This window comes from Deefgea piscis, from assembly GCF_013284055.1.
In the GTDB taxonomy this organism is placed as follows: Bacteria; Pseudomonadota; Gammaproteobacteria; order Burkholderiales; family Chitinibacteraceae; genus Deefgea; species Deefgea piscis.
In genome coordinates, this window is sequence record NZ_CP054143.1 from 3,290,331 (window position 1) to 3,313,308 (window position 22,978).

Sequence of the window (22,978 nt, forward strand, 5' to 3'; positions counted from 1 at the left end):
GGTTTTAAACTCACCTACAAACACATACCCACCAATTAACATTCGCGAACTGGTGGGTTACGCGGTTTGGTGACCTAACCCACCCTACCGTTTTATTGGCAAGCTTCGCAGTCTGGATTATCAATCGAGCAGAACTTCGCATCAGTGGCTGGGGTGTTATCCACCACTTCCGCCGCTTGCGTCACTGGCGTTGGGTGGCTAGTGCCATCCACGGCGACGGCGTTTAATTCGCCACCGCGACCGGTTGATTTCTCAGCCGATGTCGCTGCCAAAGTGCGGAGGTAATACGTGGTTTTCAGGCCGCGCAACCATGCAAATTTATACAATTCGTCCAATTTCTTGCCCGATGCACCGGCCATATAGATATTGAGCGATTGCGCTTGGTCGATCCATTTTTGGCGGCGACTTGCGGCTTCAACCAACCATTTTGGATCCATCTCAAACGCAGTTGCGTATAAATCACGGAATTCTTGTGGAATACGATCAATTTGCGCGACTGAGCCGTCGAAGTATTTCAGGTCAGAAACCATCACTTCGTCCCACAAACCAAGGCCTTTCAAATCACGCACCAAATGCTCGTTGATGACGGTGAATTCGCCCGACAAATTCGATTTCACGAATAAGTTTTGGTAAGTCGGCTCGATACACGCATCCACACCAACGATGTTCGAAATCGTTGCGGTTGGTGCAATCGCCAAGCAGTTGGAATTACGCATACCGTAGGCGGCGATGCGATCACGCAACATGGTCCAATCCAGACGTGAGCTGCGATCCACTTCTAAGTAGCCGCCGCGCTCTTCTTCGAGTAAGCGCAATGAGTCTTGTGGCAAGATGCCGCGATCCCACAAACTGCCTTTGTACGAAGCATAAATGCCGCGCTCTTGCGCCAATTCAGTTGAAGCCCAGTAAGCGTGATACGCCACGGTTTCCATTGATACGTCAGCAAATTCAACCGCCGCTTGCGAAGCATATGGAATGCTCAATTCGTGCAAGCAGTTTTGGAAGCCCATAATGCCCAAGCCCACTGGACGGTGCTTCAAATTCGACGTGCGTGCTTTACGCACTGGGTAGAAGTTAATGTCGATCACGTTGTCCAGCATACGCATCGCTACTTTCACGGTGCGCGAGAGTTTTTCGGCGTCGAGCTGACCGTTTTTCAAGTGATTGAACAAGTTAATCGAGCCAAGATTACATACGGCGATTTCTTCTTCGTTGGTGTTGAGCGTGATCTCAGTACACAAATTACTGGAGTGCACCACGCCAACGTGCTGCTGCGGGCTACGAATATTGCACGGGTCTTTAAAGGTGATCCACGGATGACCTGTTTCAAACAACATGGTCAACATTTTGCGCCACAGGCCCAGCGCCGAAATCGTTTTAGCAACGCGCATTTCACCGCGCGCGGCTTTGGCTTCGTAGGCGGTGTAAGCGATTTCAAAGGCTTTACCGACTTTGTCGTGCAAATCAGGCACTTCAGATGGGCTAAACAAAGTCCATTCGCCACCATCCATCACTCGTTTCATAAACAAGTCAGGAATCCAGTTGGCTGAATTCATATCGTGCGTGCGGCGACGATCATCACCGGTATTTTTACGCAACTCGAGGAATTCTTCGATGTCGGCGTGCCAAGTTTCGAGGTAGGCGCAGACGGCACCTTTACGTTTACCACCTTGGTTCACGGCTACAGCAGTGTCGTTGACCACTTTTAGGAATGGCACCACACCTTGCGATTTACCATTGGTGCCTTTGATGTGGCTATTCATAGCGCGAACTGAAGTCCAGTCATTGCCCAAACCGCCGGCAAATTTAGACAACAAGGCGTTTTCTTTTAGCGCTTCAAAAATACCGTCCAAATCGTCTGGCACTGTGGTTAAGTAGCAGCTCGACATTTGGCTGTGGCGAGTACCCGAATTAAACAAGGTTGGCGTTGAGCTCATAAAGTCAAAGCTCGACAACACGTTGTAAAACTCAATGGCGCGCTCTTCACGATTGACTTCGTTCAGCGCCAAGCCCATGGCCACGCGCATAAAGAACACTTGCGGCAATTCAATGCGTTGATCATTGATGTGCAAGAAATAACGATCGTACAGCGTTTGTAGGCCAAGATAGCCAAATTGGTAATCGCGATTGTGATCGAGCGCGGCAGCGATTTTGCTTAAATCGTATTGGCCGAGTTTTTCATCGAGTAATTCAGCCGCAATCCCTTTTTTGATAAATTGTGGGAAATACGTAGCGTAGCGCTCAGCCATTTCTTCGTGGCTGGTTTCAGCGCCTAATACTTCACGGCGAATAGTATTGAGCAATAAACGCGCGGTTACCAAGCCATAGGCTGGGTCGTTTTCTAGGAAAGTACGCGCGGCCAATACGGCTGATTTACGTAGTTCTTCGGCAGAAACACCGTCGTAAACGTTTTTGAGCATTTCAGCCAAAATCACGGCTTGGTCGGTGTATTGCTCAAGGCCAGTACACGCTGAGGCGATTAAGGCTTTTACTTTGTCTAAGTCGAGTGGGCGCAAGCTGCCGTCTTCGAACAAGACATTAATCTGGTGTTCTGGCTCGCTCTCGTGACGGGCAGCGGCGCGTTCACGCTGACGTTCACTGCGATACAACACATAGGCGCGGGCAACATCGTGCTCGCCTGAGCGCATCAAAGCCAATTCAACTTGGTCTTGGATGTCTTCAATATGAATCGCGCCACCTTCTGGCTTGCGACGCATCAAGGCCGACACGGCAGAATCCGTCAGCAGATGCACTTGATCGCGCACGGCGGCGCTTGACGCGGCATGGCTGCCTTGCACAGCAATAAATGCTTTGCTTAAGGCTACCGAGATTTTCGATGGCTCAAACGCCACCACCGAGCCATTGCGGCGAATAATTTTATAATTTGCGTAGGCCGCGGCATCAAGTGTGATGTGAGAAAGTTTCGCTGTATCAGTCATTCGTTCACCAGTCGTGCAGCTAGCGGCCAAAAAGCTCGCCACGCTGCTTGTGGATAATTTTGTGGGTTATTTGTGCAGAAAACACTACATCTTGTGTTGCCTTCTGCTTATAGACACAAATACTAGGGTAAAGAGGGGATCTGGTGCAAGTGGCCTGCTCTGTGCTAGTCGATCAATGGCGACGTTAAAAAGCAAAATCCTTGTGCGCCTTGATCTGATTGACGCGCCAAACCAAAAGCATGCAGACAGCGAGTTGCAAGTTTGCAACAAGACTAATCCGACATGCCTATCCACAAACCGCTAGACACAAAAAAAGACAGCCAAAGCTGCCTTTTCTCATTATTCACCAAACCATTTAAATCTTAGTGGTGATGACCGTGCGCGCCATGTACGTGACCATGCGACAATGCTTCGCTAGTTGCATCACGAACAGCAACGACTCAGCCACCGAGCCGGACTCAGGCCACCCTAGGCACAAAAAAAGACAGCCAAAGCTGCCTTTTCTCATTATTCACCAAACCATTTAAATCTTAGTGGTGATGACCATGCGCGCCGTGTACGTGACCGTGCGACAATTCTTCGCTAGTTGCATCACGAACATCAACGACTGAAGCCACAAAGCGAATGCTCATGCCAGCAAATGGATGGTTACCATCTACAGTCACAGTGCCGTCGTTGATTTCAGTTACGCGGAACAAGATCACATCGCCAGAGATTGGATCATCAGCTTCAAACATCATGCCGACTTCAACTTCTGGAGGGAACACGTCTTTGTCTTCTTCACGCACCAATTCTGGCTCGAATTCGCCAAAAGCGTCTTCAGCTGACATCGTTACTTCAACAGTGTCGCCAACGGCTTTACCGTGCAAAGCTTCTTCAACCAAAGGCAAGATGTTGTCGTAGCCACCGTGCAAGTAAGCAATTGGCTCTTCGGTTTTGTCGATTTGTACGCCTTCTGCGTTGTACATTTCATAGTTAATGGTCACTGCGGAATTTTTTGCAATTTGCATTGTATTTAGTCCTGATAGTTAATGAATCTCGATCTGTTTGACGAGTTCTAGTATTTCAGCCGCATGGCCTTTGGGGGTCACGTGGTAGAAAGCATGCCGAATGATGCCCGTTTGATCAATCACAAACGTCGAGCGATCAATACCGTATCTTACCATGCCCTTTGCTTCCCATCGGTGTTGCGCATGATACAAGGCAATCACTTCGCTCTCGGCGTCCGAGAGCAGCTCAAATTCAAGCCCGTGCTCGTCAATAAATGACTCGTGTGCCATACAGTCATCTCGGCTCACACCGAGAATAACAGCGCCATATTTCGCGAATGCGGCAACACGGTCAGAAAACTCAATCGCTTCTAAAATACCGCCTGGCGTTTTATCGCCATTAAAAAAATACAGGATAACAATTTTTTTACCCAAAAAATCAGCCAGTTGTACCGTATTCATTTGTGCGTCCGGCAAAGCAAACTGTGGTGCAACATCTCCAGAATTCAGCATAAATGCTCCAGTCAGTGCGATAATTAGACTTCTTATTTTCCGTTATAGTCATCAGCCATGCGTAAAACACTATTAGGCGCCATCTCACCCGAAGAATTTTTACGTGAATATTGGCAAAAAAAACCTTTACTCATTCGCCAAGCGTGGACTGATTTCCCTGAAATCATCGACTACGCTCGTTTAGCCGAACTGGCCGAGCGCGACGATGTGCAATCTCGTCTAATCGAATACAAAAATGAGCGATGGAAACTCGAAAGCGGGCCATTTACCCCGTCTCGCCTAAAGCGACTTGGCGAGACCGATTGGACTATTTTGGTCCAAAGCGTGAATCATTTAGTTCCGCATATTTCTGAATTATTGTACCGCTTTAATTTCCTACCTTACACGCGTCTTGATGACTTAATGATTTCTTATGCGCCGCCCGGCGGCACGGTTGGCCCACATTACGATTCGTATGATGTGTTTTTATTGCAAGTGGGCGGCAAAAAGCGCTGGCAAATTTCCAGCGATGATGCCAGCGGCTTTATCGAAGATGCGCCGATTCGCGTACTAAAAGATTTTAATCCTGAGCAAGAATGGATTTTAGAGCATGGCGATATGCTGTATCTGCCGCCACAATACGCGCATTACGGCGTGGCACTTGAGCCGGGTATGACTTACTCAATTGGCTTTCGCGCGCCCAAAACACAAGAAATCGCCGTCAAATTTTTAGAGTACCTGCAAGACGAACTCTGCCTTGATGGCATGTATGCCGACCCAGATGCCACAGTAACCAGCGTGCCAGCACGGATTGACGAGCAATTTACCGATCGCATCAGCCAAATGCTGCAAAACATTCAGTGGAATGATGAGCGCGTTAAAGACTTCATCGGCCGTTACTTTACTGAACCACCACCGCATGTGTTTTTTGATCAAACTGAAGAGTTACTCGATTTTGATGATTTTGCTGCCGCAGTGGCGACATCGGGCGTGATGCTCGACCTAAAAAGCCAAATGCTCTACAGCGACGAGGCCATGTTTATTAATGGTGAGTTACTAGAGTGTCCTACTGAAGCAATCAATGAATTACAAACTCTCGCAAATAATAGACAGCTTGAAGCTGGTGTTTATACTGAAGGTCTTATAGAAACCTTGTTCACTTATTATGAATATGGCTACATCACCCTCAAACCGAGCAGCGCTGACGCCGTTTGATCGCAAGCTGGAATATCAGAGCGCACTGCTTAATGTGTTACGGATAGCGCAGCGCGAGCTGATTCTTTGTGAGCGCGACTATTGTGAAAGCGATATTGATAGTCGCGCTTGCCATGATGCGCTGTGGGCTTTTTTTACCGCGCCCTCTCCCGGGCGATTAAAAATCTTGGTGCAAAACGCCGACTTTTTAGCCACGCGCTGCCCGCGCCTATTGCAATTGCGTGATCGTTTTTCGCATTTAATTGAAATTCGCCAGGTCACGACTTTTTCTTACGGACAAGAAAAAGGTTTTGTCATTGCTGACCGGCAACTTTTTATGCAAAGACATCATTTTTCGAGTTTTCGAGGGGAGACTGGGGAAAACCCGCACGTCGTAGCGAATCTGCAACACGATTTTGCCCTGCTCTGGGAGCAAGCTAGCCCCGCAGATAGCCTGCAACGCCTTTATTTATAAGGCTGTACACGCGGTTACACGAAGTAGCGAGATTCAATCTAAATACCCCCTGTTTTTGTCGCTTGGGCACTAGCCATTTTGTTCGGCAGTGCTTAGAATTCGTTCTGTCGGTTGTGTGAACAACTTAAGAAATTTATTTGAATCAAGTCAGCAAAATGTTTTGCTGCTTTGTTTTGAAATTACCCTCACTTTTTAGCTAAAAGGTCTTAAAAATGAAACAAACTCTACTCGTTGCTGCTTTGTTGGCTGTTGCTTTGTCTGCTTGCGGTAAAAAAGAAGAAGTAGCTGCTGATGCTGCTTCTGCTGTTGTTGAAGCAGCTTCTGCTGTTGAAGCAACTGCAGCTTCTGCTGTTGACGCTGTAGCTTCTGACGTTGCTCAAGCAGCTTCTGACGTTGCTTCTGCTGTTGAAGCTAAGTAATTAGCTCTTCGCAGTATAGAAAAACCGACCTTTAGGTCGGTTTTTTTACGTCCGTAAGAAATACCGCATTCGCCACCCTGCGCCAAGCTGCACGCGCGTACCTAGGCATGCTACGATTCGCTATCTTTTGTTTTCGCCAATCGATTTAAACTTGTCGGCCAGTGTTTGATCCGTATGATTGCCGACAATTTAAAATCGCTTTGGTATGTATTGCTATCTAAGCCTCATAAGGAATGCCGTTGTGACCGATACCCATATTAATGTCGATCAAGCTGAGATCGAGAAATTTTCTGCTCTTGCGCATAAATGGTGGGACAAAAGCAGCGAATTCAAGCCCTTGCATGAAATCAACCCATTGCGCATTGGCTTTATTGAGCAATATGCCGGCATCAAAGGGCTCTCCATGCTGGACGTGGGTTGTGGCGGCGGGATTTTATCTGAAGGCTTAGCTGAACGCGGCGCCACAGTAACTGGCATTGATTTGGCAGAAAAATCACTCAAAGTCGCAAAACTGCATTTATTTGAGTCGGGCTTAAGCGTTAACTATCAAAACATTCCGGTTGAACAACTTGCCGCCGAGCAAGCTGAAAGCTTTGATGTGGTCACTTGTATGGAAATGCTGGAGCATGTGCCATCGCCCGCCAGCATTATCGAAGCGTGCGCTCGCTTGGTAAAACCGGGTGGCTGGGTGTTTTTTTCAACGCTCAATCGCAATCCAAAATCCTATTTACTCGCCGTGCTTGGCGCCGAATATGTACTCAATATGCTGCCCCGCGGCACGCATGAATACAAAAAATTCATTAAACCGTCTGAATTAGCGCGGATGACCCGCGCCGTGGGCTTAAATACGGTCGCCATTACCGGCATGACCTACAACCCGATCACTGACATTTATAAACTGAGCGATGACACCGATGTTAATTACATCGTTGCCACGCAGAAAAACGCATGATCCGCGCCGTTTTATTTGACCTAGATGGCACCGTCGCCGATACCGCGCCCGATTTAGCCGGCGCGCTCAATCGACTACTATTGGAAGAAGGTCGTGAGCCGCAGCCTTATGCGGCGATTCGCCCTTTAGCCAGCCACGGTGCTCGCGGCATTTTGGAATTGGGATTTGGTTTTACACCGGATGATGCCGAATATGCGCCTTTGCTCGCGCGTTTTTTCGATCATTACCAGAACTATGTATGCCAAGACACGGTGTTATTTGATGGGATGAGCGAGTTGATCACGCAGATTAACGCCCGAGGTTTAGCGTGGGGGATTATTACCAATAAGCCAATGCGTTTTACCGACCCATTGATTCAATTACTCCCCCTGCCTATAGCGCCAGAAACCTGTATTTCTGGGGATACGGTAGGCATACCCAAGCCAGCGCCTGAACCCATGCTGCACGCTGCGGCCGAACTGGGCATTGATCCGGCCCATTGCCTGTATGTTGGCGATGCCGAACGAGACATTGAAGCGGGACGCAATGTGGGCATGACAACGGTACTGGCCAATTATGGCTACATACGTGCGTCTGATCAGCCGCAAAGCTGGGGTGCCGATATTCAAATTGAACACCCGCTTGAACTACTGAAATACTTACCGCCACTACAATTAGCGCGATAACTTTCGACTTAGCGGTGAATCAACGCCACCGCTAAGCGAAATCCATTTAGCGAATCAACTCACGCTCTTGCTGCGTAGCCTGTAATTGCCGCAAACCGACCAGTACCGGTTGCAAAGCATCAACCACAATGGCTAACTGCGCGGCGATCTCTTCTCCCGACTGTTTCTCAAGGCAGGCCTTCTCTAGCTCGCCCGCTAATTGTTGAATCTGCCGAGCCCCTAAATTAACGGCCATGCCTTTTAATGAGTGGGCACAGCGCATTGCCGCATTCGGATCGCTCGCAGCCTGAGCTGCCGTAAAATCAGTGGCAAATTGACTAATGCTATTTGAAAACAACAGCAATAGCTTCATATACAAGCCCTCATCGGACATGCAACACGCCAAACCACTGACCGCATCAATCCCAGGCAAATCATAAATGGTGCGTTGTGGCTCAGTTGCTGTAGGAACAGCAGTGTCGTCCACGCCGGCAGGATCTGCTAATAAGCGATTTTTTTGCGGACTGATCCAGCGCGCAATGGTTGCGAACATTTCACCAATATTGAGTGGTTTCGCAATATGGTCATTCATTCCGGCGGCCAACACTTTGTCGCGATCCCCCGCCATCGCATTGGCTGTCATGGCAATAATCGGCAAATGCGCCCATGCGGGTTGATTGCGAATGATTTTAGTGGTGGCGTAGCCATCCAGTATCGGCATTTGGCAATCCATTAAAATTCCATCAAAGTCAGACTGTTCGGCCAAAATATCCAAAGCAATTTGACCATTTTCTGCCAAGCGCACCTCGATACCGGCTTTTTCTAGTAGCGCAATAGCCAGCTCTTGATTGAGTTCATTGTCTTCAACCAATAAAACCCGAGCGCCATGCAGTTTTAGCATCGCCTCACTTTGTGTTTCGGCTCTTTGCTCAAGGCGCGTTTCAGCCAGCTGCCCTTTATCTAAAGCCAAACCAATGACCTCTAATAAAGATGACCTTGATACTGGCTTACTCATTACACCGCGCACTCGGGCCCCACACTGCTCGGCCATTGCAGTCACATCTTGGCCATAGGCAGAGATTAAAATCATCGGGGGCAAGCCGCTAGCAAACGCCGATTGCAGTTGCACAATACATTGCAAGCCATCGAGCATCGGCATCTTATAATCCATCAGCACTAAATGATAAGGCTGACCGCCACTCATTGAGTTGGCAATCATGCCTATCGCCAAATGCCCATTACTCACCTGATCAATTTGCATGCCAAAACTACCGACCATACGCGCTAAAATTTCTCTGGCAGTGGGGTTGTCATCGGCAATTAACACGCGTAAACCAGATAATTCTTCGGCGAGAAACATCCGTTTAGGGACTTTTTGGCTCGCTTGTAGACCAAAGAAGGCATGAAAGTGAAACGTGGTTCCGACACCTTCTTGGCTTTCTACCCAGATCCGGCCATTCATTAATTCAACCAGTTTTTTGGAAATCGCCAAGCCCAAGCCCGTACCGCCATATTTTCGGCTGGTTGAACTATCGGCCTGACTAAACGATTGAAATAATTTGTCGCACTGAGCGGCACTCATGCCGATACCCGAATCGCGCACCCAAAAATGCAGTTCAATTAATTCACTGTCGGCGCTAATTTTTTCAACGCCAACGACAATTTGCCCTTTTTCGGTAAACTTAACCGCATTATTGCCCAAGTTCACTAAAATCTGCCCTAGCCGTAATGAATCACCCACTAAGGACATGGGCAAATCCATCGGCACTTCAAACAACAACTCCAGCCCTTTGTCTGATGCCTTATCGGCCACTAAATTAGCCAAATGGTCTAATACATCCTCTAAACCAAAATCGGCCAATTCCATATCGAGCTTGCCCGCTTCGATTTTGGAAAAATCTAAAATATCATTAATAATGCCCAGTAGATTTTCTGCCGCTTTATTCACTTTACCCACGTAATTACGCGCCTTGGTATCGAGCGGCAGCTCTAAAGCCAAATGTGACATGCCGATAATGGCATTCATTGGGGTGCGAATTTCGTGGCTCATATTGGCCAAAAAATCACTTTTAGCGCGAGTAGCTTCTTCGGCAGCATCTTTGGCAATTTCTAGCTCACCGGTACGTTCTTCAACCAAGGCTTCTAGGTGGTTTTTATACGCATCTAATTCTGCATACGCGGTTAGATTTTCAATCGAAATTGCGGCTTGCGCCGCCAACCAGCTAATGGCTTGAAAGCGCTTCACCGAGAAGACGCCTTCAACCGAGCCGTGCTCTAAATACAAGACGCGCTGCGTTTTCCCTTGCCGGCCAATCGGCATACAAAGCAAAGATTTTATTTTTCGGGCATGAATCTGCGGATCATCGGCAAACTCAAGTGCTTGGCTGGCGTCTTCTAAAACAATCGCCTCACGTGTGTTGTTAACCAAGCGAATCACCGACTCGACCAAGCCCGTATCGGCCTGCATAGAGCCAGCAGATTCTTCGATAGACAAGCGATTGTCTAAATCTAAAACAATGCAACCTTGTTCAGCGCCGGATGATTCCAAAATGATTTTTAACAACCGAGACAACAAGCCATCGAGTTTGCTTTCACTCGAGATGGTCTGCACTGCGCGTAAAATAGCCAAGACATCAATGGCGTCCAAGCCAAATTCATTGCTCACCGTACTAGTGACTCTCGTTAATTCAATTTTTGGCGACAAGCGAGATTTCACTCTGTGCGCTAATGCCAAAGCTTGGCACTCAATATAAGCTTGTACCGCTTGCTCGAGAGCTAATGTCGCAGCGGCAGCATTGCGCCGACGCTGGTGCATTTGCGCCAATGTTTCATTGAAAAAGCCCAGATTCAGCAAAAAGCAATGATGCTGTGCACTGTGAATGGCTTGCTGACATAGCGACACGGCTTGCTCTTCTTCGCCATCTAAATCTGCCAATAATGCACGCAAGAAAAACAATTTATCTTCAACATTTTCAGCGCAGCCGGCAACATAGACTGACTGATAAAAGGCTTCAATAGTCCTTAATTCAGACAGCAACTCTGCCCGACTATTTGATTCAGCGGCTCTAGCCTTGCCTGCCAACGCCACACCATGCCAAAACGGATGGTGCAAACTCAATAAATAGGTCGCCGGCCACGCCGTTTGCACGCTGGCATATAAACGAATCGCATCATCGAAGCGCCCCTCAAGGGTATACAGCATCATGCGACAAATATTTAGGCCGGCGATGGTAATGGGCACCGCCTGCCATGCTTCAATAAACGCCGCTTCCGAAAAATCACTATGATCCAAGACACCTAAACCCGCGGTATCACCATGTAAAGCAGCCGCTGTTGCAGCAAATGGTAAGCTTAAGCTACTCACAAAAGGCAGCTCATTGCTGGTACAAAAATTAAGTGTTCGCTGGGCGGTGGATTGTAAATCTGTCACGTCTCGGCATAAAAACAAACTAACCCAAGGTATGCCAACCAGCATGTAGCCACCATACAGCGGATCATGCGCACGTAATGCAACGCTATAACCTTCATTAAGCAGCGGAACCGCTCGCTGAGCAGGTTCGGCCCAATGCGTAATATTCCAACCGTGATAGGCTAAGCAGCGCTCATAACCATACAAATCATAGGTTTTACTATTGCTATTGAGTAAGCGAATGCCCACTTCGGCAATTTTGCAGGCATCTTGGTATCGGCGATGATGCGCAATTAATGCAATACCCAGCAAAGTAAAAAACATCGGTGAAACCCGCGTATAGCCATAGCGTATTGAGCGATTAACACCAATAATCGCGATCACCGAAAAGAACGGGAAATTCACAAAAATAGCGGGTTCAGAAACCTGCGATAACACTTTAAGTATCGCATCATGCGCCGCATCATCACTGACCGGCACATCATCAAGTGATGAATAAGATTGCGTACGCATCGTCGCTTCAAATTGCTCAAGCTCTTGCTGATACCTTTTCATTAATGCCGCAGCATCATCGAGCGGCGGAATATCAATGCCAAATAAAGCCAAGGCTTCTCGACCAAGCTCATTGATTTCTGCTAAGCGGCTATCGTGATTTAAATGAGCAATGCGCAAGAAATACAGCTCGACTTGCTCCAAAGGAGTTTGAGCATATTGCTCAAGCAATTGAATATAATCAGCAAACCGCTCAAATGACCCTGCCAGCTCAAAAACTTGAGCCGCATTTAAATACAACGCAAATGACAATTCAAAATTATTTGCCGAAAACGCATCACCCAGCAAAGCAATGCCCGTTTCTAAATAATTAAGCGCAGCCTGATAAGCCATGGCTTGCCTAGCTTTAAGCCCAGCCTGGAAATTTAAATCTGCCAGCTGCAAACGCTCATCGGGCAAACTAATTAAATGCTGTGCGGCATTAAGGTGATCAACAATTTCAAATAATTTAGGTTCAATATCACTCGCCAACATCCGCTCGAGCATCAAACGGCCAATCCGCAAATGCAGCTGGTTGGTGTATTCATCTGACTCTAAAACATAAGCGCCTTGCTGTACTCGATCATGCAAAAACTTAAATTCATGCTTATCTTTGCCATCGGTAATCGGCAGAACAATTTCTTCTTGCAACGCTGGCGCCAACATCGTCAGAATCATCGCCTGATCGAGTTCTCCAATCATGGACAACGTTGCCAAATCAAATCGGTTCCCAATACTCGCCGCCATGTTCAAGATATTGCGGGTTTCTGGCGGTAGACGCCGAATACGGCGAACCATTAAATCAATGACATTTTCAGTGTGTGTGAGTGCTAAGGCGCGCTCTTTCGACCAAACCCACCAACGGCGCTGCGGATGAAATGATAAGATTTTTTCATCATACAATTCCTGCAAAAACTGCCGTAAAAAGAACGGATTACCTTGCGTTTTGCGCATTAACATATCGTAAAACAATGGCAAATCATCTAGGCCAGGAAAACTATCACAAACCAACTCAGCCAAATGCACCGTAGCAAGAGGTCCTACGCTCACGGTTTGAATCGCCACGCCTTTCTTTTTAAGCTCTGCAAACATCAAAGCGAGTGGATGCTGCTCATCGACCTCGTTATCGCGATAAGCACACAAGACCAATAAATAACCAACATTGCCTTCAGATAGACAGCTTTGAATTAAAGCTAAGGAGGCAAAATCAGCCCATTGCACGTCATCTAAAAACAATACCAAGGGATGATTTGCATGCGCAAATGCCTTTAATAGCGCGGTAAATGCCATATTAAAGCGATGCTGACCAGCAGGTCCCTCCAATACACAGGGCTTGGCTTGTGGACCAATAATTCGCGTAATATCGGGGATGAGCTCAGCAATCACGGCGCTATTTTCACCCAGCGCATCACGTAAAGCCTCACCCCATCGTGCTAAATGTGCGCGATCTCCCGATAAAATTCGCCGCAGTAAAGCGGTAAACGTTTCAATTAACGCGGAATAAGGCACCTGCCGACGAAATTGATCATGTTTCCCTTCAACCATAGCACCGCGCGATGCAGCAACAGCAGTCCGCAAGCTACGAACCAAGGTGGTTTTACCAATCCCCGAGTAGCCGCCAATGGTGCACAACACCCCCTTGCCTTGGCAGGCTTGCTCAAAAAGTTGCTGAAGCTGCGCCACATCCGCATCACGTCCATATAACTTATTGGAAATAATAAAACGCCCAGATTCATCGTGCGTACCCAGCAAAAAATCCTCAACCACCCCCGATTGCATACGCTGCAAACACTCTCGTAAATCTGCACTTAATCCAGCAACAGAGGCATAACGCCCCATCGTTGGTTTTTCAAGCAACTTGAGCACAATACGGCGCAATATTGGCGGTATATGCTGAGCATTCGGCATGGTTGCCGGTGGTAGCGCCAAATGGGCATGCACCAAAGCCAGTAAATCATTTGCAACAAAGGGCGGGGAATCATTAAGCCAGGTATACAGCAAACAACCCACTGAATATAAATCACTGCGCGGACTGACTTTATCCCACATCCGCCCAGCCTGCTCTGGCGATGCAAAACATAAATCCTCAATACTAATTAGCTCTGATCGCGAGGCTGGCGGCGCAATCAAACCGACTAAACGATCGCCATTAAAGCGCAAATTCGCCAAAGTAATCGCACCATGAAAATTTCCATCGGCATGATAAACACTCAGATGCTCGAGTAACTCAAGCGCATTTTCAAGCGCCAAAATATTCTGCTTCATAAGCCACCTATGGCATGTCAAATATCAAATCACACGGCAAAGCGAATAGCACCACCACCACTTAAATAGTGTAGTCAGAATTTGTCACTTTTAAAGGCAGCAATACAACAAGGCGGAGTCAACAAAAGCAAAACTAACGTAAGAATCCAATAAAAATGCGAACAAAACGCATATAACCTTGGCTTCATTCGCAATGCAATGCACACAAACAAAGAAATAAACCTTTGATATCAACACCCCTAGACTTAAGTCCAATAAGTTAGCGCGTGAACTGCTAGCCCAAAGCAAGCATAAGCAGGTATAATCGCCCTTCTTCTTGTCCAACTTGAAGACTACCGATCGGGGGCGCCATGGTTTCGACGGGGGTTGCAAAGCGGGTGAGGGCATGTCGGGATCGCAGATTCCCGTTAAACACTGTATTTATATAGTCGCAAACGACGAAACTTACGCTCTAGCCGCTTAATCGCGCTAGACTCTACACCACAGGGTCCATCGGGTGGGCTGGGTCAAACCAGCAGTAGAGTCATTAAGATGGAATCGCCTTAACTCGGGTTACTTGGGTTGGGGTTAAATTTAGGTAACTCGCTCTCCTCAAGCCTGCCCATCGGCGTGAAAGGGAGTTAAAACCCAAAAGATAAGGCTAAACATGTAGAACTCTTCGTAGAGTGCTTCCGGACGGGGGTTCGACTCCCCCCGCCTCCACCAGCATTTAATAAAAAAGCCCTGATTATTCAGGGCTTTTTTACATTCAAAAACAATATCCTCACCACTCTTCCCACCATTTATTTTAAGCTATTGTTATGCACTTCATGATTGCCTCACGTTTCTGATTCGACTATTTCAGACACAATTCAATTCACTCCTTAGCCCAAAAACTCGCACCGCCAAATTTCAACCTTTCAAAGCAAAACACAAGGCCCCGTGCAGTTTGAAATGACCAAGCTAACACGCGATACTGTTTCCGCTTGGGTTTCACATGCGAAACGACATTCTGACCAGAATTTGCTTCCTATTAGACTACGCCAAGTGTCAGCACATATTTCAACTCGACTATATGCGACATTGTAAATTGCGGGGTCAGCCCAATCGGATTGGATCCGACTGAATGTGTCACTCAGAGCACGCGAAGAAGCAAGGTCACTCTGATTTGTAAACGAACAAAAAACTTGCGCGCAATTCAATTGTGGCTTGCACATACCAAGACGGAAAGCACACAAATCGTCACCTTGGTATTGAAGTTGGTGATGCGCTCGACATATCTACGCAAACTGAGATTGAGCTAGCAAATGCGGCATAACATCAAAATATCGCAAGCCGCAACCTGATGGTTTGCGGCTTGCGAGATAATGAGTTGCGGCCCGAGCGACTCGGGCATTGAGGTCATATAAAAAGGGATTACCGTGCTATTTTTTCACCTCGCTTTAGCGTCCATATTTGGCAGCACAGCTCAGCATTTAAACTGTTGCATGCCGAGGTAAACCCAATGAAATTAGCGCAGCTAAGGCAATAAAAGCCGCCGATATCCACAAACAGGCCGCCAAACCCGCCGTTTGGTAGACCCAGCCGGACAATACCGTACCAATCAGCCGCCCTATTGCGTTGGCCATATAATAAAAACCAACATCAAGTGATGCGCCGTCTTCCTTGGCGTAACTGACGATCAAATAGCTGTGTAATGAGGAATTAATCGCAAACAGCACACCAAATAGCAACAACCCACCAATCAGTATCGCCTCTAAGCCATTATCTAGATTAACCCCTATAGCAATACCTGCGGTTAATACGGCAAGCGGAATTGCCCACAACATCGCGGCGCGTCCATCGGGGACTTTGCCTGATTTTTTGCCCGTTAAATAGGGCGCAAGCGATTGCACGATTCCGTAACCAATCACCCAGCAAGCAAAAAACGTCCCCACCGCCCAATCGACCCAGCCCAAAGTCGTCGCCATAAACACCGGCAGCGCCACCACAAACCACACATCGCGCGCGCCAAACAAGAACAACCGCGCTGCGGATAGAATATTCACCGCGCGACTGCTGGAGAAAATCTCACCAAATTTAGGCTTGTTTTTTGCCTTGCCCAAGTCCGACTTCAGGCTAATCAAGCTGGCAATCCACACCACAAGCAACACCCCCGCCATCGCCCACATTGCGCCCGCAAAACCTAAAGTCGCCAGCAACACGCCGCCCAAGAAAAACCCAACGCCTTTCAGCGCATTTTTCGAGCCAGTGAGCACCGCCACCCATTGAAAGAGTTTCCCTTCCGCGCCAGCGGGAACCAGCGTCTTGATGCTGCTTTTGGCACTCATTTTATTGAGGTCTTTCGCAATGCCCGACAATGCCTGCGCCGCCATCACCCACGGCACAGTGAGCATTGCAGTCGGCACCGTCAACGCCAGCAGCGCAATCACTTGCAAGCCAAGGCCGATATTCATTGTCTTATTCAGACCAATCCGCGCGCCCAACCAGCCACCGACGAGATTAGTCACCACGCCAAATAGCTCGTAAAACAAAAACAGCAGCGCAATATTGAGTGGCGAAAAGCCGAGTTGATGAAAATGCAGCACCACCAGCATCCGCAAAGCGCCATCGGTTAACGTAAACGTCCAGTAGTTGCCGGTGATGATCAGGTATTGGCGAATAGCCGGTGAAAGGCTGGAAAGCATGATGAAAACCCAAGTCCAATTGATAGGTATTGCCCTGTAGCCATTTACTTTAAATAGATACAGAGCAATACCATGTAGAGTATTTGCTACAACTTATTGATCGACTAAACCAACTTGGCGAACCAGCTCAGCCGTGCGGTTTACATAACCCCATTCATTGTCATACCAAGCATAGAGTTTCAACTGCGTACCGTTGATCACCATCGTCGACAGTGCGTCGATGATGCTTGAACGTGCGTCGCCGCGATAGTCGATCGACACCAGTGGGCGTGTCTCAAAGCCCAAGATGTTTTTCAAATACGTTTCTGATGCGGCTTTCAGTAGGCCGTTCACTTCGTCCACCGTCGTAGCGCGTTCTAGCTCGAATACGCAATCAGTCAACGAGGCATTGGTGAGCGGCACGCGCACGGCGTGGCCGTTCAAACGGCCTTTCAGCTCGGGGAAAATCTCGGTGATCGCAGTGGCCGAGCCAGTCGAAGTCGGAATCAAACTGGTGCCGCAGGAGCGCGCACGGCGTAGATCTTTGTGCGGCGCATCGATGATGGTTTGGGTGTTGGTCAAATCGTGGATTGTCGTCATGCTGCCGTGACGTATACCCAGTTGCTCATGAATCACTTTCACCACGGGCGCAAGGCAATTGGTCGTGCAGCTGGCGGCAGTGACGATGCGGTGAATCGCTGGGTCGAACAAATGATCGTTCACCCCCACCACGACATTGAGTACGCCAGCTTCTTTGACGGGCGCGGTAACGACGACGCGTTTTACGCCTTGATCAAGGTAAGCTTGCAGGAGTGCTGTGGTACGCATTTTGCCTGAGGCTTCGATGACCACATCACAGCCCGACCAATCTGTATCTGCAATGGCAGTATTGCGCGTCGTTTTGATACGCTGATTGCCGATAAGAATGTCATCTCCATCCGTGCTGGCTTCATGCGCCCAACGGCCATGTACTGAGTCAAAGTTCAGCAAATGCGCCAAGGTTACGGCATCACCCGCTGGATCATTGATCTGCACAAATTCAACATCTGGCCAACCCCAAGCTGCGCGCAGTGTTAAACGTCCCATGCGGCCAAAGCCGTTAATGCCTACTTTGATGCTCATTTGTGCTGTCCTCGGATTGAAATTGATACTGTTGATATTAACAATACAATATTTCAAACATTGTTGTATAGTTGAATTATGGAAAAATTAATCGCTACGACTATTTTTGAGTCGCTTTCATCGGGCATCCGTTTAGATGCCTACCGTTTATTAGTACGCCAAGGCCATGTCGGCATGGTGGCAGGAGAGATTGCGACTGCACTGGGACTACCGCCAACCAATATGTCGTTTCACCTGAAAGCCATGGTGCAAGCCAATGTGGTGACGGTGGCGCAAGAGGGACGCTATATGCGTTACCGCGCCAATCTCAGCTTGATGCTGGATTTAATCGCTTATCTGACTGAGGAATGTTGCGAAGGGCAGCCCGAACAATGTGCTGATTTACGCGCGCAATCGAGCTGCTCACCCGCTGTTTTGCCACCACTGTGCTGCCCTGCTCCGAAGACAGAGTAATCCGTCGACGGCGTTTCACAAATGCGCTTAGGAGAAAATCATGCGCAAAATACAAATTTTTGACCCCGCCCTGTGCTGTAGCTCTGGCGTATGCGGTGAAGATGTGGACCAAGCTTTGGTGAATGCCTCAGCCGATATCGATTGGGCCAAGCAACAAGGCGCAGCGATTGAACGCTTTAATTTAGCGCAGCAGCCAATGGCGTTTGCAGAAAATGAGCTTGTGAAAGCATTTCTAGTGCGCTCTGGCGCTGAAGCACTCCCTGTCGTTCTGGTGGAAGGCGAAATGGCTTTGGCGGGGCGTTATCCGACTCGGGCAGAATTGGCGCGCTTTTTAGGTCTTGATTTACTTGAGACTACTGCTCAGCCAGCAAAAAAATGCTGCTCCGGTTCGCGAAGTTGTTAATGAATTAAATTGCTGGCAAATGGATGATGCCAGCAAAGAGGTAAAGTGAAATGAATGAGTGGGCAACGATGCTATCAGACGCATCTAACATGTTTGTATTTCTAGCCGTCGAGTTATCGGTTTTATTCTTAATCATCAGTGCGGGCGTCGCCCTGGCCCGGCAAAAATTTTCGAATGCGAAAATTCAGCAGGTACTTGGACAACGCCAAGGTAAAGGCTATTTAATTGCGACGGCACTGGGTTCGCTGACGCCGTTTTGTAGCTGCTCAACGATTCCGATGTTACGCGGTTTGTTATCGGCCAAGGCCGGTTTTGGCCCCACACTGACTTTCCTATTTGTATCACCCTTACTCAATCCGATTATCGTTGGGCTAATGTGGGTGAGTTTTGGCTGGCAAATTACGCTCACCTACATCGTTATTGCTGCCGGTGTGTCGCTACTGGCCAGCTTATTGCTCGATAAGTTAGGCTTTGAGCGATATGTAATTAAGGCCAAAACGTCGGGCACCGCTTGCAATAAAGCAGCGGCAGTGGCTATGCCCACTCAAGAAACGCTGGTCACCAAGAGTGCATGCTGCACCGCAGCCCCTGTAATTGAAGAAATACCCGCCGCCAAGTCGAGCTGCTGCAATGTCACCAAGCCAGTTTCATCATGCTCAACAGCTAGCACTCACAATGATCAAGGCAAAGCACAAGCGGCGAATACGCCGCTGAATTACCGCCAAGCCAGTTTAGATGCATGGACGCAATTTAAAGAAGTCTTGCCTTTTCTTGCTCTTGGGGTGTTACTCGGTTCTGTTATCTACGGTTTTGTTCCTGCCGAATGGATTGCCAAACACGCAGGCTCAGACAATCCATTTGCCGTACCGTTGAGCGCGGTAATTGGGATTCCATTGTATATCCGGGCCGAAGCCGTGATCCCGTTGGCTGCTTCATTGCTAGGTAAAGGCATGGGCGTCGGGGCGGTGATGGCGCTGATTATTGGCAGTGCCGGAGCCAGCCTAACCGAAGTCATTCTGCTCAAGTCGATGTTTAAAACACCGATGATTGTGGCCTTCCTGACGGTGATTTTAGGCATGGCGATCATGATGGGCTATTTGGTGACGTTTTTTTTCTAGTGCATATTCCTTTAAGGAACGGCCATGAACTTCTTGCAAAATCCACCGCGTTTTCTGTTTTTTACCGGCAAAGGTGGCGTTGGTAAAACGTCGATTGCTTGTGCCAGCGCAATTGAATTAGCGGCCTCTGGGAAGCGAATTTTATTGGTGAGTACTGATCCGGCATCCAATGTCGGCCAAGTATTCGGCATTACGATTGGCAATCAAATCACCGATATTCCTGCGGTGGCCAATTTATCCGCGCTCGAAATCGATCCGCAAGCGGCGGCACAAGTCTATCGCAATCGGATTGTTGATCCGGTACGTGGCGTGTTGCCCGATGACGTGGTGCGCGGTATTGAGGAGCAGCTCTCTGGCGCATGCACGATGGAAATTGCGGCATTTGATGAGTTCACTGCGCTACTGATCGACTCGAAACAAACTGCCGATTTTGATCACATTATTTTTGATACCGCACCGACGGGTCACACGATACGCTTGCTGCAATTACCGGGCGCGTGGAGTGGCTTTTTGGCTGAAGGTAAAGGCGACGCGTCTTGCCTTGGCCCATTGGCCGGGCTGGAAAAACAGCGCGCCCAGTACAAAGCCGCAGTGGACGCCTTGGCCGACCCGATTCGTACCCGCCTGATTTTAGTTGCGCGTGCGCAGCAAGCCACTTTGCGCGAAGTGGCACGAACGCATGAAGATTTGGCCGATATTGGCTTGGCACAGCAATATTTAGTAATCAATGGCGTGCTGCCAGAATCAGAAGCCCGCCAAGACCCGCTAGCAGCTACGATTGCGCAGCGCGAACAGGCGGCGCTGGCGAATATTCCTGAGGTTTTTAAAAACTTGCCGACTGATTTGTTGGCACTAAAACCCTTTAATCTGGTCGGTTTGCCTGCTTTGCAGCAATTGTTTACCGATGTCCAAAGTGCTGCGCCGAGCCTTGATGCCAGCACCAGCGACTTTGCCGCGCCCAATTTATCGACATTGGTCGATCAAATCGCTGCCGACGGCCATGGTTTGGTGATGCTAATGGGCAAAGGTGGCGTCGGCAAAACCACCATCGCTGCTGCTGTCGCTGTCGAGCTGGCGCATCGCGGGTTGCCAGTGCATTTGACCACTTCTGATCCCGCGGCGCATCTGAGCGAAACGCTGGTCGGCAGTTTAGACAATCTGACCGTGAGCCGTATCGATCCACATGAAGTCACTGAGCAGTATCGGCAGCAAGTACTTACTAGCAAAGGCGCACAGCTCGATACCCAAGGCAGAGCTTTACTGGAAGAAGACTTGCGCTCACCATGCACCGAGGAAATCGCCGTCTTTCAGGCTTTCTCGCGGATTATTCGCGAAGCGGGCAAAAAGTTTGTTGTGATGGATACCGCACCAACTGGCCACACACTGTTGCTGCTTGATGCCACGGGCGCATATCACCGTGAAGTTGCAAAAAAAATGGATCAGGCCAAGCTGCATTACCTGACGCCGATGATGCAATTGCAAGACCCGAAACAAACCAAAGTGCTGCTGGTGACCTTGGCGGAAACCACGCCGGTGCTGGAGGCCGCCAATTTACAGGCTGATTTGCAACGCGCGGGGATTACCCCGTGGGCTTGGGTGATTAATAACAGTATCGCGATGGCAGGCGCCAAATCGCCACTATTGCAGCAACGCGCCCAGAATGAATTGCGCGAAATCGACTTGGTGGTCAATCAACATGCACAACGGTATGCGGTGGTGCCCTTGCTGAAAGACGAGCCGATTGGTGTGCCGCGGCTGTTGGCGCTGGCCGAGCATAGTCAGAAATAAAGCCTTTTTCTAACAGAACGAACTAAAGAGTATTCAGCATGAATGTAACAGCCTGCGCCGATGAATCAACGGCACACAAAATGAGTTTTTTGGATCGCAACCTCACATTGTGGATTTTTTTAGCCATGGCAGTGGGTGTTGGGATCGGCGTGGTTTTTCCGCAAGTGGCGCAGCTCAATGATGCTATGTCAGTGGGCACGACCAATATTCCGCTAGCGATTGGCCTAATTTTGATGATGTATCCGCCGCTGGCGAAAGTGAATTACAGACTTTTGGGTAAAGTTACTCGGGATAAAAAGGCGCTTACGCTGTCTTTGGTGATGAATTGGATTGTCGGTCCGATTTTGATGTTTGTGCTGGCAATTACCTTTCTGCGTGACCAGCCGGGCTATATGGTCGGGCTGATTTTAATTGGGCTGGCGCGGTGTATTGCGATGGTGCTGGTTTGGAATGACCTTAGCGGCGGCAGCAAGGAATACGGCGCAGCCTTAGTTGCGATCAATAGTGTGTTCCAAATTATGAGTTACAGCGTTATGGCTTGGTTGTTTATTACTGTGTTGCCACCCCTATTTGGCCTGCAAGGGTTTACGTTGAACATTACGATTCTCGATATTGCACAAAGTGTACTGATTTACCTTGGGATTCCTTTTCTAGCCGGATTTTTGAGCCGCAAATGGTTGGTGGCGGCCAAAGGCGAGGATTGGTACAACACGGTGTTTATCCCGCGTATTTCGCCAATCACGCTGATTGCTTTACTCGCGACCATCGTGTTGATGTTTAGCCTGAAGGGTGAAATGATAGTTGAGCTACCGATGGACGTGCTGCAAATCGCCATCCCGCTGGTTATCTATTTCATGCTAATGTTTTTTGTGAGTTTTTTCATCGGCAAGAAAATGGGCTTGCCGTACGATCAAAATGCGTCGATAGCGTTTACATCGACCGGCAATAATTTTGAGCTAGCGATTGCGGTGTCGATTGCCGTGTTTGGCTTGAGTTCTGATCAAGCCTTTGCGGGCGTGATTGGCCCCTTGGTTGAAGTACCCGTACTCATTGCTTTAGTGAATGTGGCGCTCAGAATGAAGCATAAGTACTACACATGAAAACTTACTTATTCAGATGTTCGCAACACAATGCTGCTCG

General features: G+C 48.6%; 16 protein-coding genes and 1 other RNA gene. 11 read left to right on the plus strand and 6 right to left on the minus strand.

Annotated elements, in window-relative coordinates; translation table 11 throughout:
- Positions 1 to 92: 92 nt before the first annotated feature.
- The 3 genes from HQN60_RS15260 to HQN60_RS15270 form a co-directional block, all read right to left on the minus strand.
- Positions 93 to 2,939, minus strand: coding sequence for a ribonucleoside-diphosphate reductase subunit alpha (locus tag HQN60_RS15260; protein ID WP_173534470.1), 2,847 nt, complete (start codon positions 2,937 to 2,939; stop codon positions 93 to 95).
- A gap of 530 nt (positions 2,940 to 3,469) precedes the next feature.
- Positions 3,470 to 3,949, minus strand: coding sequence for an FKBP-type peptidyl-prolyl cis-trans isomerase (locus HQN60_RS15265; RefSeq protein WP_173534471.1), 480 nt, complete (start codon positions 3,947 to 3,949; stop codon positions 3,470 to 3,472).
- Between the two features lie 18 nt (positions 3,950 to 3,967).
- Positions 3,968 to 4,441 carry a peroxiredoxin gene (locus HQN60_RS15270; RefSeq protein ID WP_173534472.1) on the minus strand — a complete coding sequence of 158 codons (474 nt, stop codon included), beginning with the start codon at positions 4,439 to 4,441 and terminating at the stop codon, positions 3,968 to 3,970.
- 57 nt (positions 4,442 to 4,498) lie between these two features.
- Between HQN60_RS15270 and HQN60_RS15275 the strand changes: the two genes are divergently transcribed.
- From HQN60_RS15275 to HQN60_RS15295, 5 genes are all read left to right on the plus strand, one after another.
- Positions 4,499 to 5,635, plus strand: a complete 1,137-nt coding sequence (locus HQN60_RS15275; RefSeq protein WP_173534473.1) for a cupin domain-containing protein — start codon at positions 4,499 to 4,501, stop codon at positions 5,633 to 5,635.
- A complete protein-coding gene (locus HQN60_RS15280; protein WP_173534474.1) occupies positions 5,586 to 6,089 on the plus strand; it encodes a DUF7931 domain-containing protein in 504 nt (167 codons plus the stop codon). The genes HQN60_RS15275 and HQN60_RS15280 overlap by 50 nt, the downstream gene beginning before the upstream one ends.
- Before the next feature lie 212 nt (positions 6,090 to 6,301).
- Positions 6,302 to 6,508: a hypothetical protein gene (locus tag HQN60_RS15285; RefSeq protein ID WP_173534475.1), complete on the plus strand. Its 207-nt coding sequence runs from the start codon at positions 6,302 to 6,304 to the stop codon at positions 6,506 to 6,508.
- A 241-nt stretch (positions 6,509 to 6,749) separates the two neighbouring features.
- A complete protein-coding gene (ubiG, locus tag HQN60_RS15290) occupies positions 6,750 to 7,460 on the plus strand; it encodes a bifunctional 2-polyprenyl-6-hydroxyphenol methylase/3-demethylubiquinol 3-O-methyltransferase UbiG (RefSeq protein WP_505625242.1) in 711 nt (236 codons plus the stop codon).
- Positions 7,457 to 8,125, plus strand: coding sequence for an HAD family hydrolase (locus HQN60_RS15295; RefSeq protein WP_173534477.1), 669 nt, complete (start codon positions 7,457 to 7,459; stop codon positions 8,123 to 8,125). The genes ubiG and HQN60_RS15295 overlap by 4 nt, the downstream gene beginning before the upstream one ends.
- A 46-nt stretch (positions 8,126 to 8,171) precedes the next feature.
- Here HQN60_RS15295 and HQN60_RS15300 read toward each other — a convergent pair whose 3' ends face one another.
- Positions 8,172 to 14,309, minus strand: a complete 6,138-nt coding sequence (locus tag HQN60_RS15300) for an ATP-binding hybrid sensor histidine kinase/response regulator (RefSeq protein WP_173534478.1) — start codon at positions 14,307 to 14,309, stop codon at positions 8,172 to 8,174.
- A gap of 341 nt (positions 14,310 to 14,650) precedes the next feature.
- Between HQN60_RS15300 and ssrA the strand changes: the two genes are divergently transcribed.
- Positions 14,651 to 15,014: a transfer-messenger RNA gene (gene ssrA / locus HQN60_RS15305) on the plus strand.
- 749 nt (positions 15,015 to 15,763) lie between these two features.
- On the opposite strand, the gene arsJ is transcribed toward ssrA, so the two are convergent.
- Positions 15,764 to 16,975: an organoarsenical effux MFS transporter ArsJ gene (arsJ, locus tag HQN60_RS15310; RefSeq protein ID WP_173534479.1), complete on the minus strand. Its 1,212-nt coding sequence runs from the start codon at positions 16,973 to 16,975 to the stop codon at positions 15,764 to 15,766.
- Positions 16,976 to 17,068: 93 nt separating this feature from the next.
- On the minus strand, positions 17,069 to 18,076 hold the full coding sequence (locus HQN60_RS15315) for an ArsJ-associated glyceraldehyde-3-phosphate dehydrogenase (RefSeq protein WP_173534480.1): 1,008 nt from the start codon (positions 18,074 to 18,076) through the stop codon (positions 17,069 to 17,071).
- 78 nt (positions 18,077 to 18,154) lie between these two features.
- On the opposite strand from HQN60_RS15315, the gene HQN60_RS15320 reads away from it, so the two are divergent.
- From HQN60_RS15320 to arsB, 5 genes are all read left to right on the plus strand, one after another.
- Positions 18,155 to 18,529, plus strand: a complete 375-nt coding sequence (locus HQN60_RS15320; RefSeq protein ID WP_173534481.1) for an ArsR/SmtB family transcription factor — start codon at positions 18,155 to 18,157, stop codon at positions 18,527 to 18,529.
- A 40-nt stretch (positions 18,530 to 18,569) separates the two neighbouring features.
- Positions 18,570 to 18,932, plus strand: coding sequence for an arsenite efflux transporter metallochaperone ArsD (gene arsD / locus HQN60_RS15325; RefSeq protein WP_173534482.1), 363 nt, complete (start codon positions 18,570 to 18,572; stop codon positions 18,930 to 18,932).
- 89 nt (positions 18,933 to 19,021) lie between these two features.
- Entirely contained in the window at positions 19,022 to 20,050 is a 1,029-nt protein-coding gene (locus HQN60_RS15330; RefSeq protein ID WP_254456644.1) for a permease, read from the plus strand.
- 24 nt (positions 20,051 to 20,074) lie between these two features.
- Complete coding sequence (arsA, locus tag HQN60_RS15335) at positions 20,075 to 21,838, plus strand: arsenical pump-driving ATPase (protein ID WP_173534484.1); 1,764 nt, start codon at positions 20,075 to 20,077, stop codon at positions 21,836 to 21,838.
- 38 nt (positions 21,839 to 21,876) lie between these two features.
- Positions 21,877 to 22,938, plus strand: coding sequence for an ACR3 family arsenite efflux transporter (arsB, locus tag HQN60_RS15340; RefSeq protein ID WP_173534485.1), 1,062 nt, complete (start codon positions 21,877 to 21,879; stop codon positions 22,936 to 22,938).
- The last annotated feature ends 40 nt before the right edge of the window (positions 22,939 to 22,978 follow it).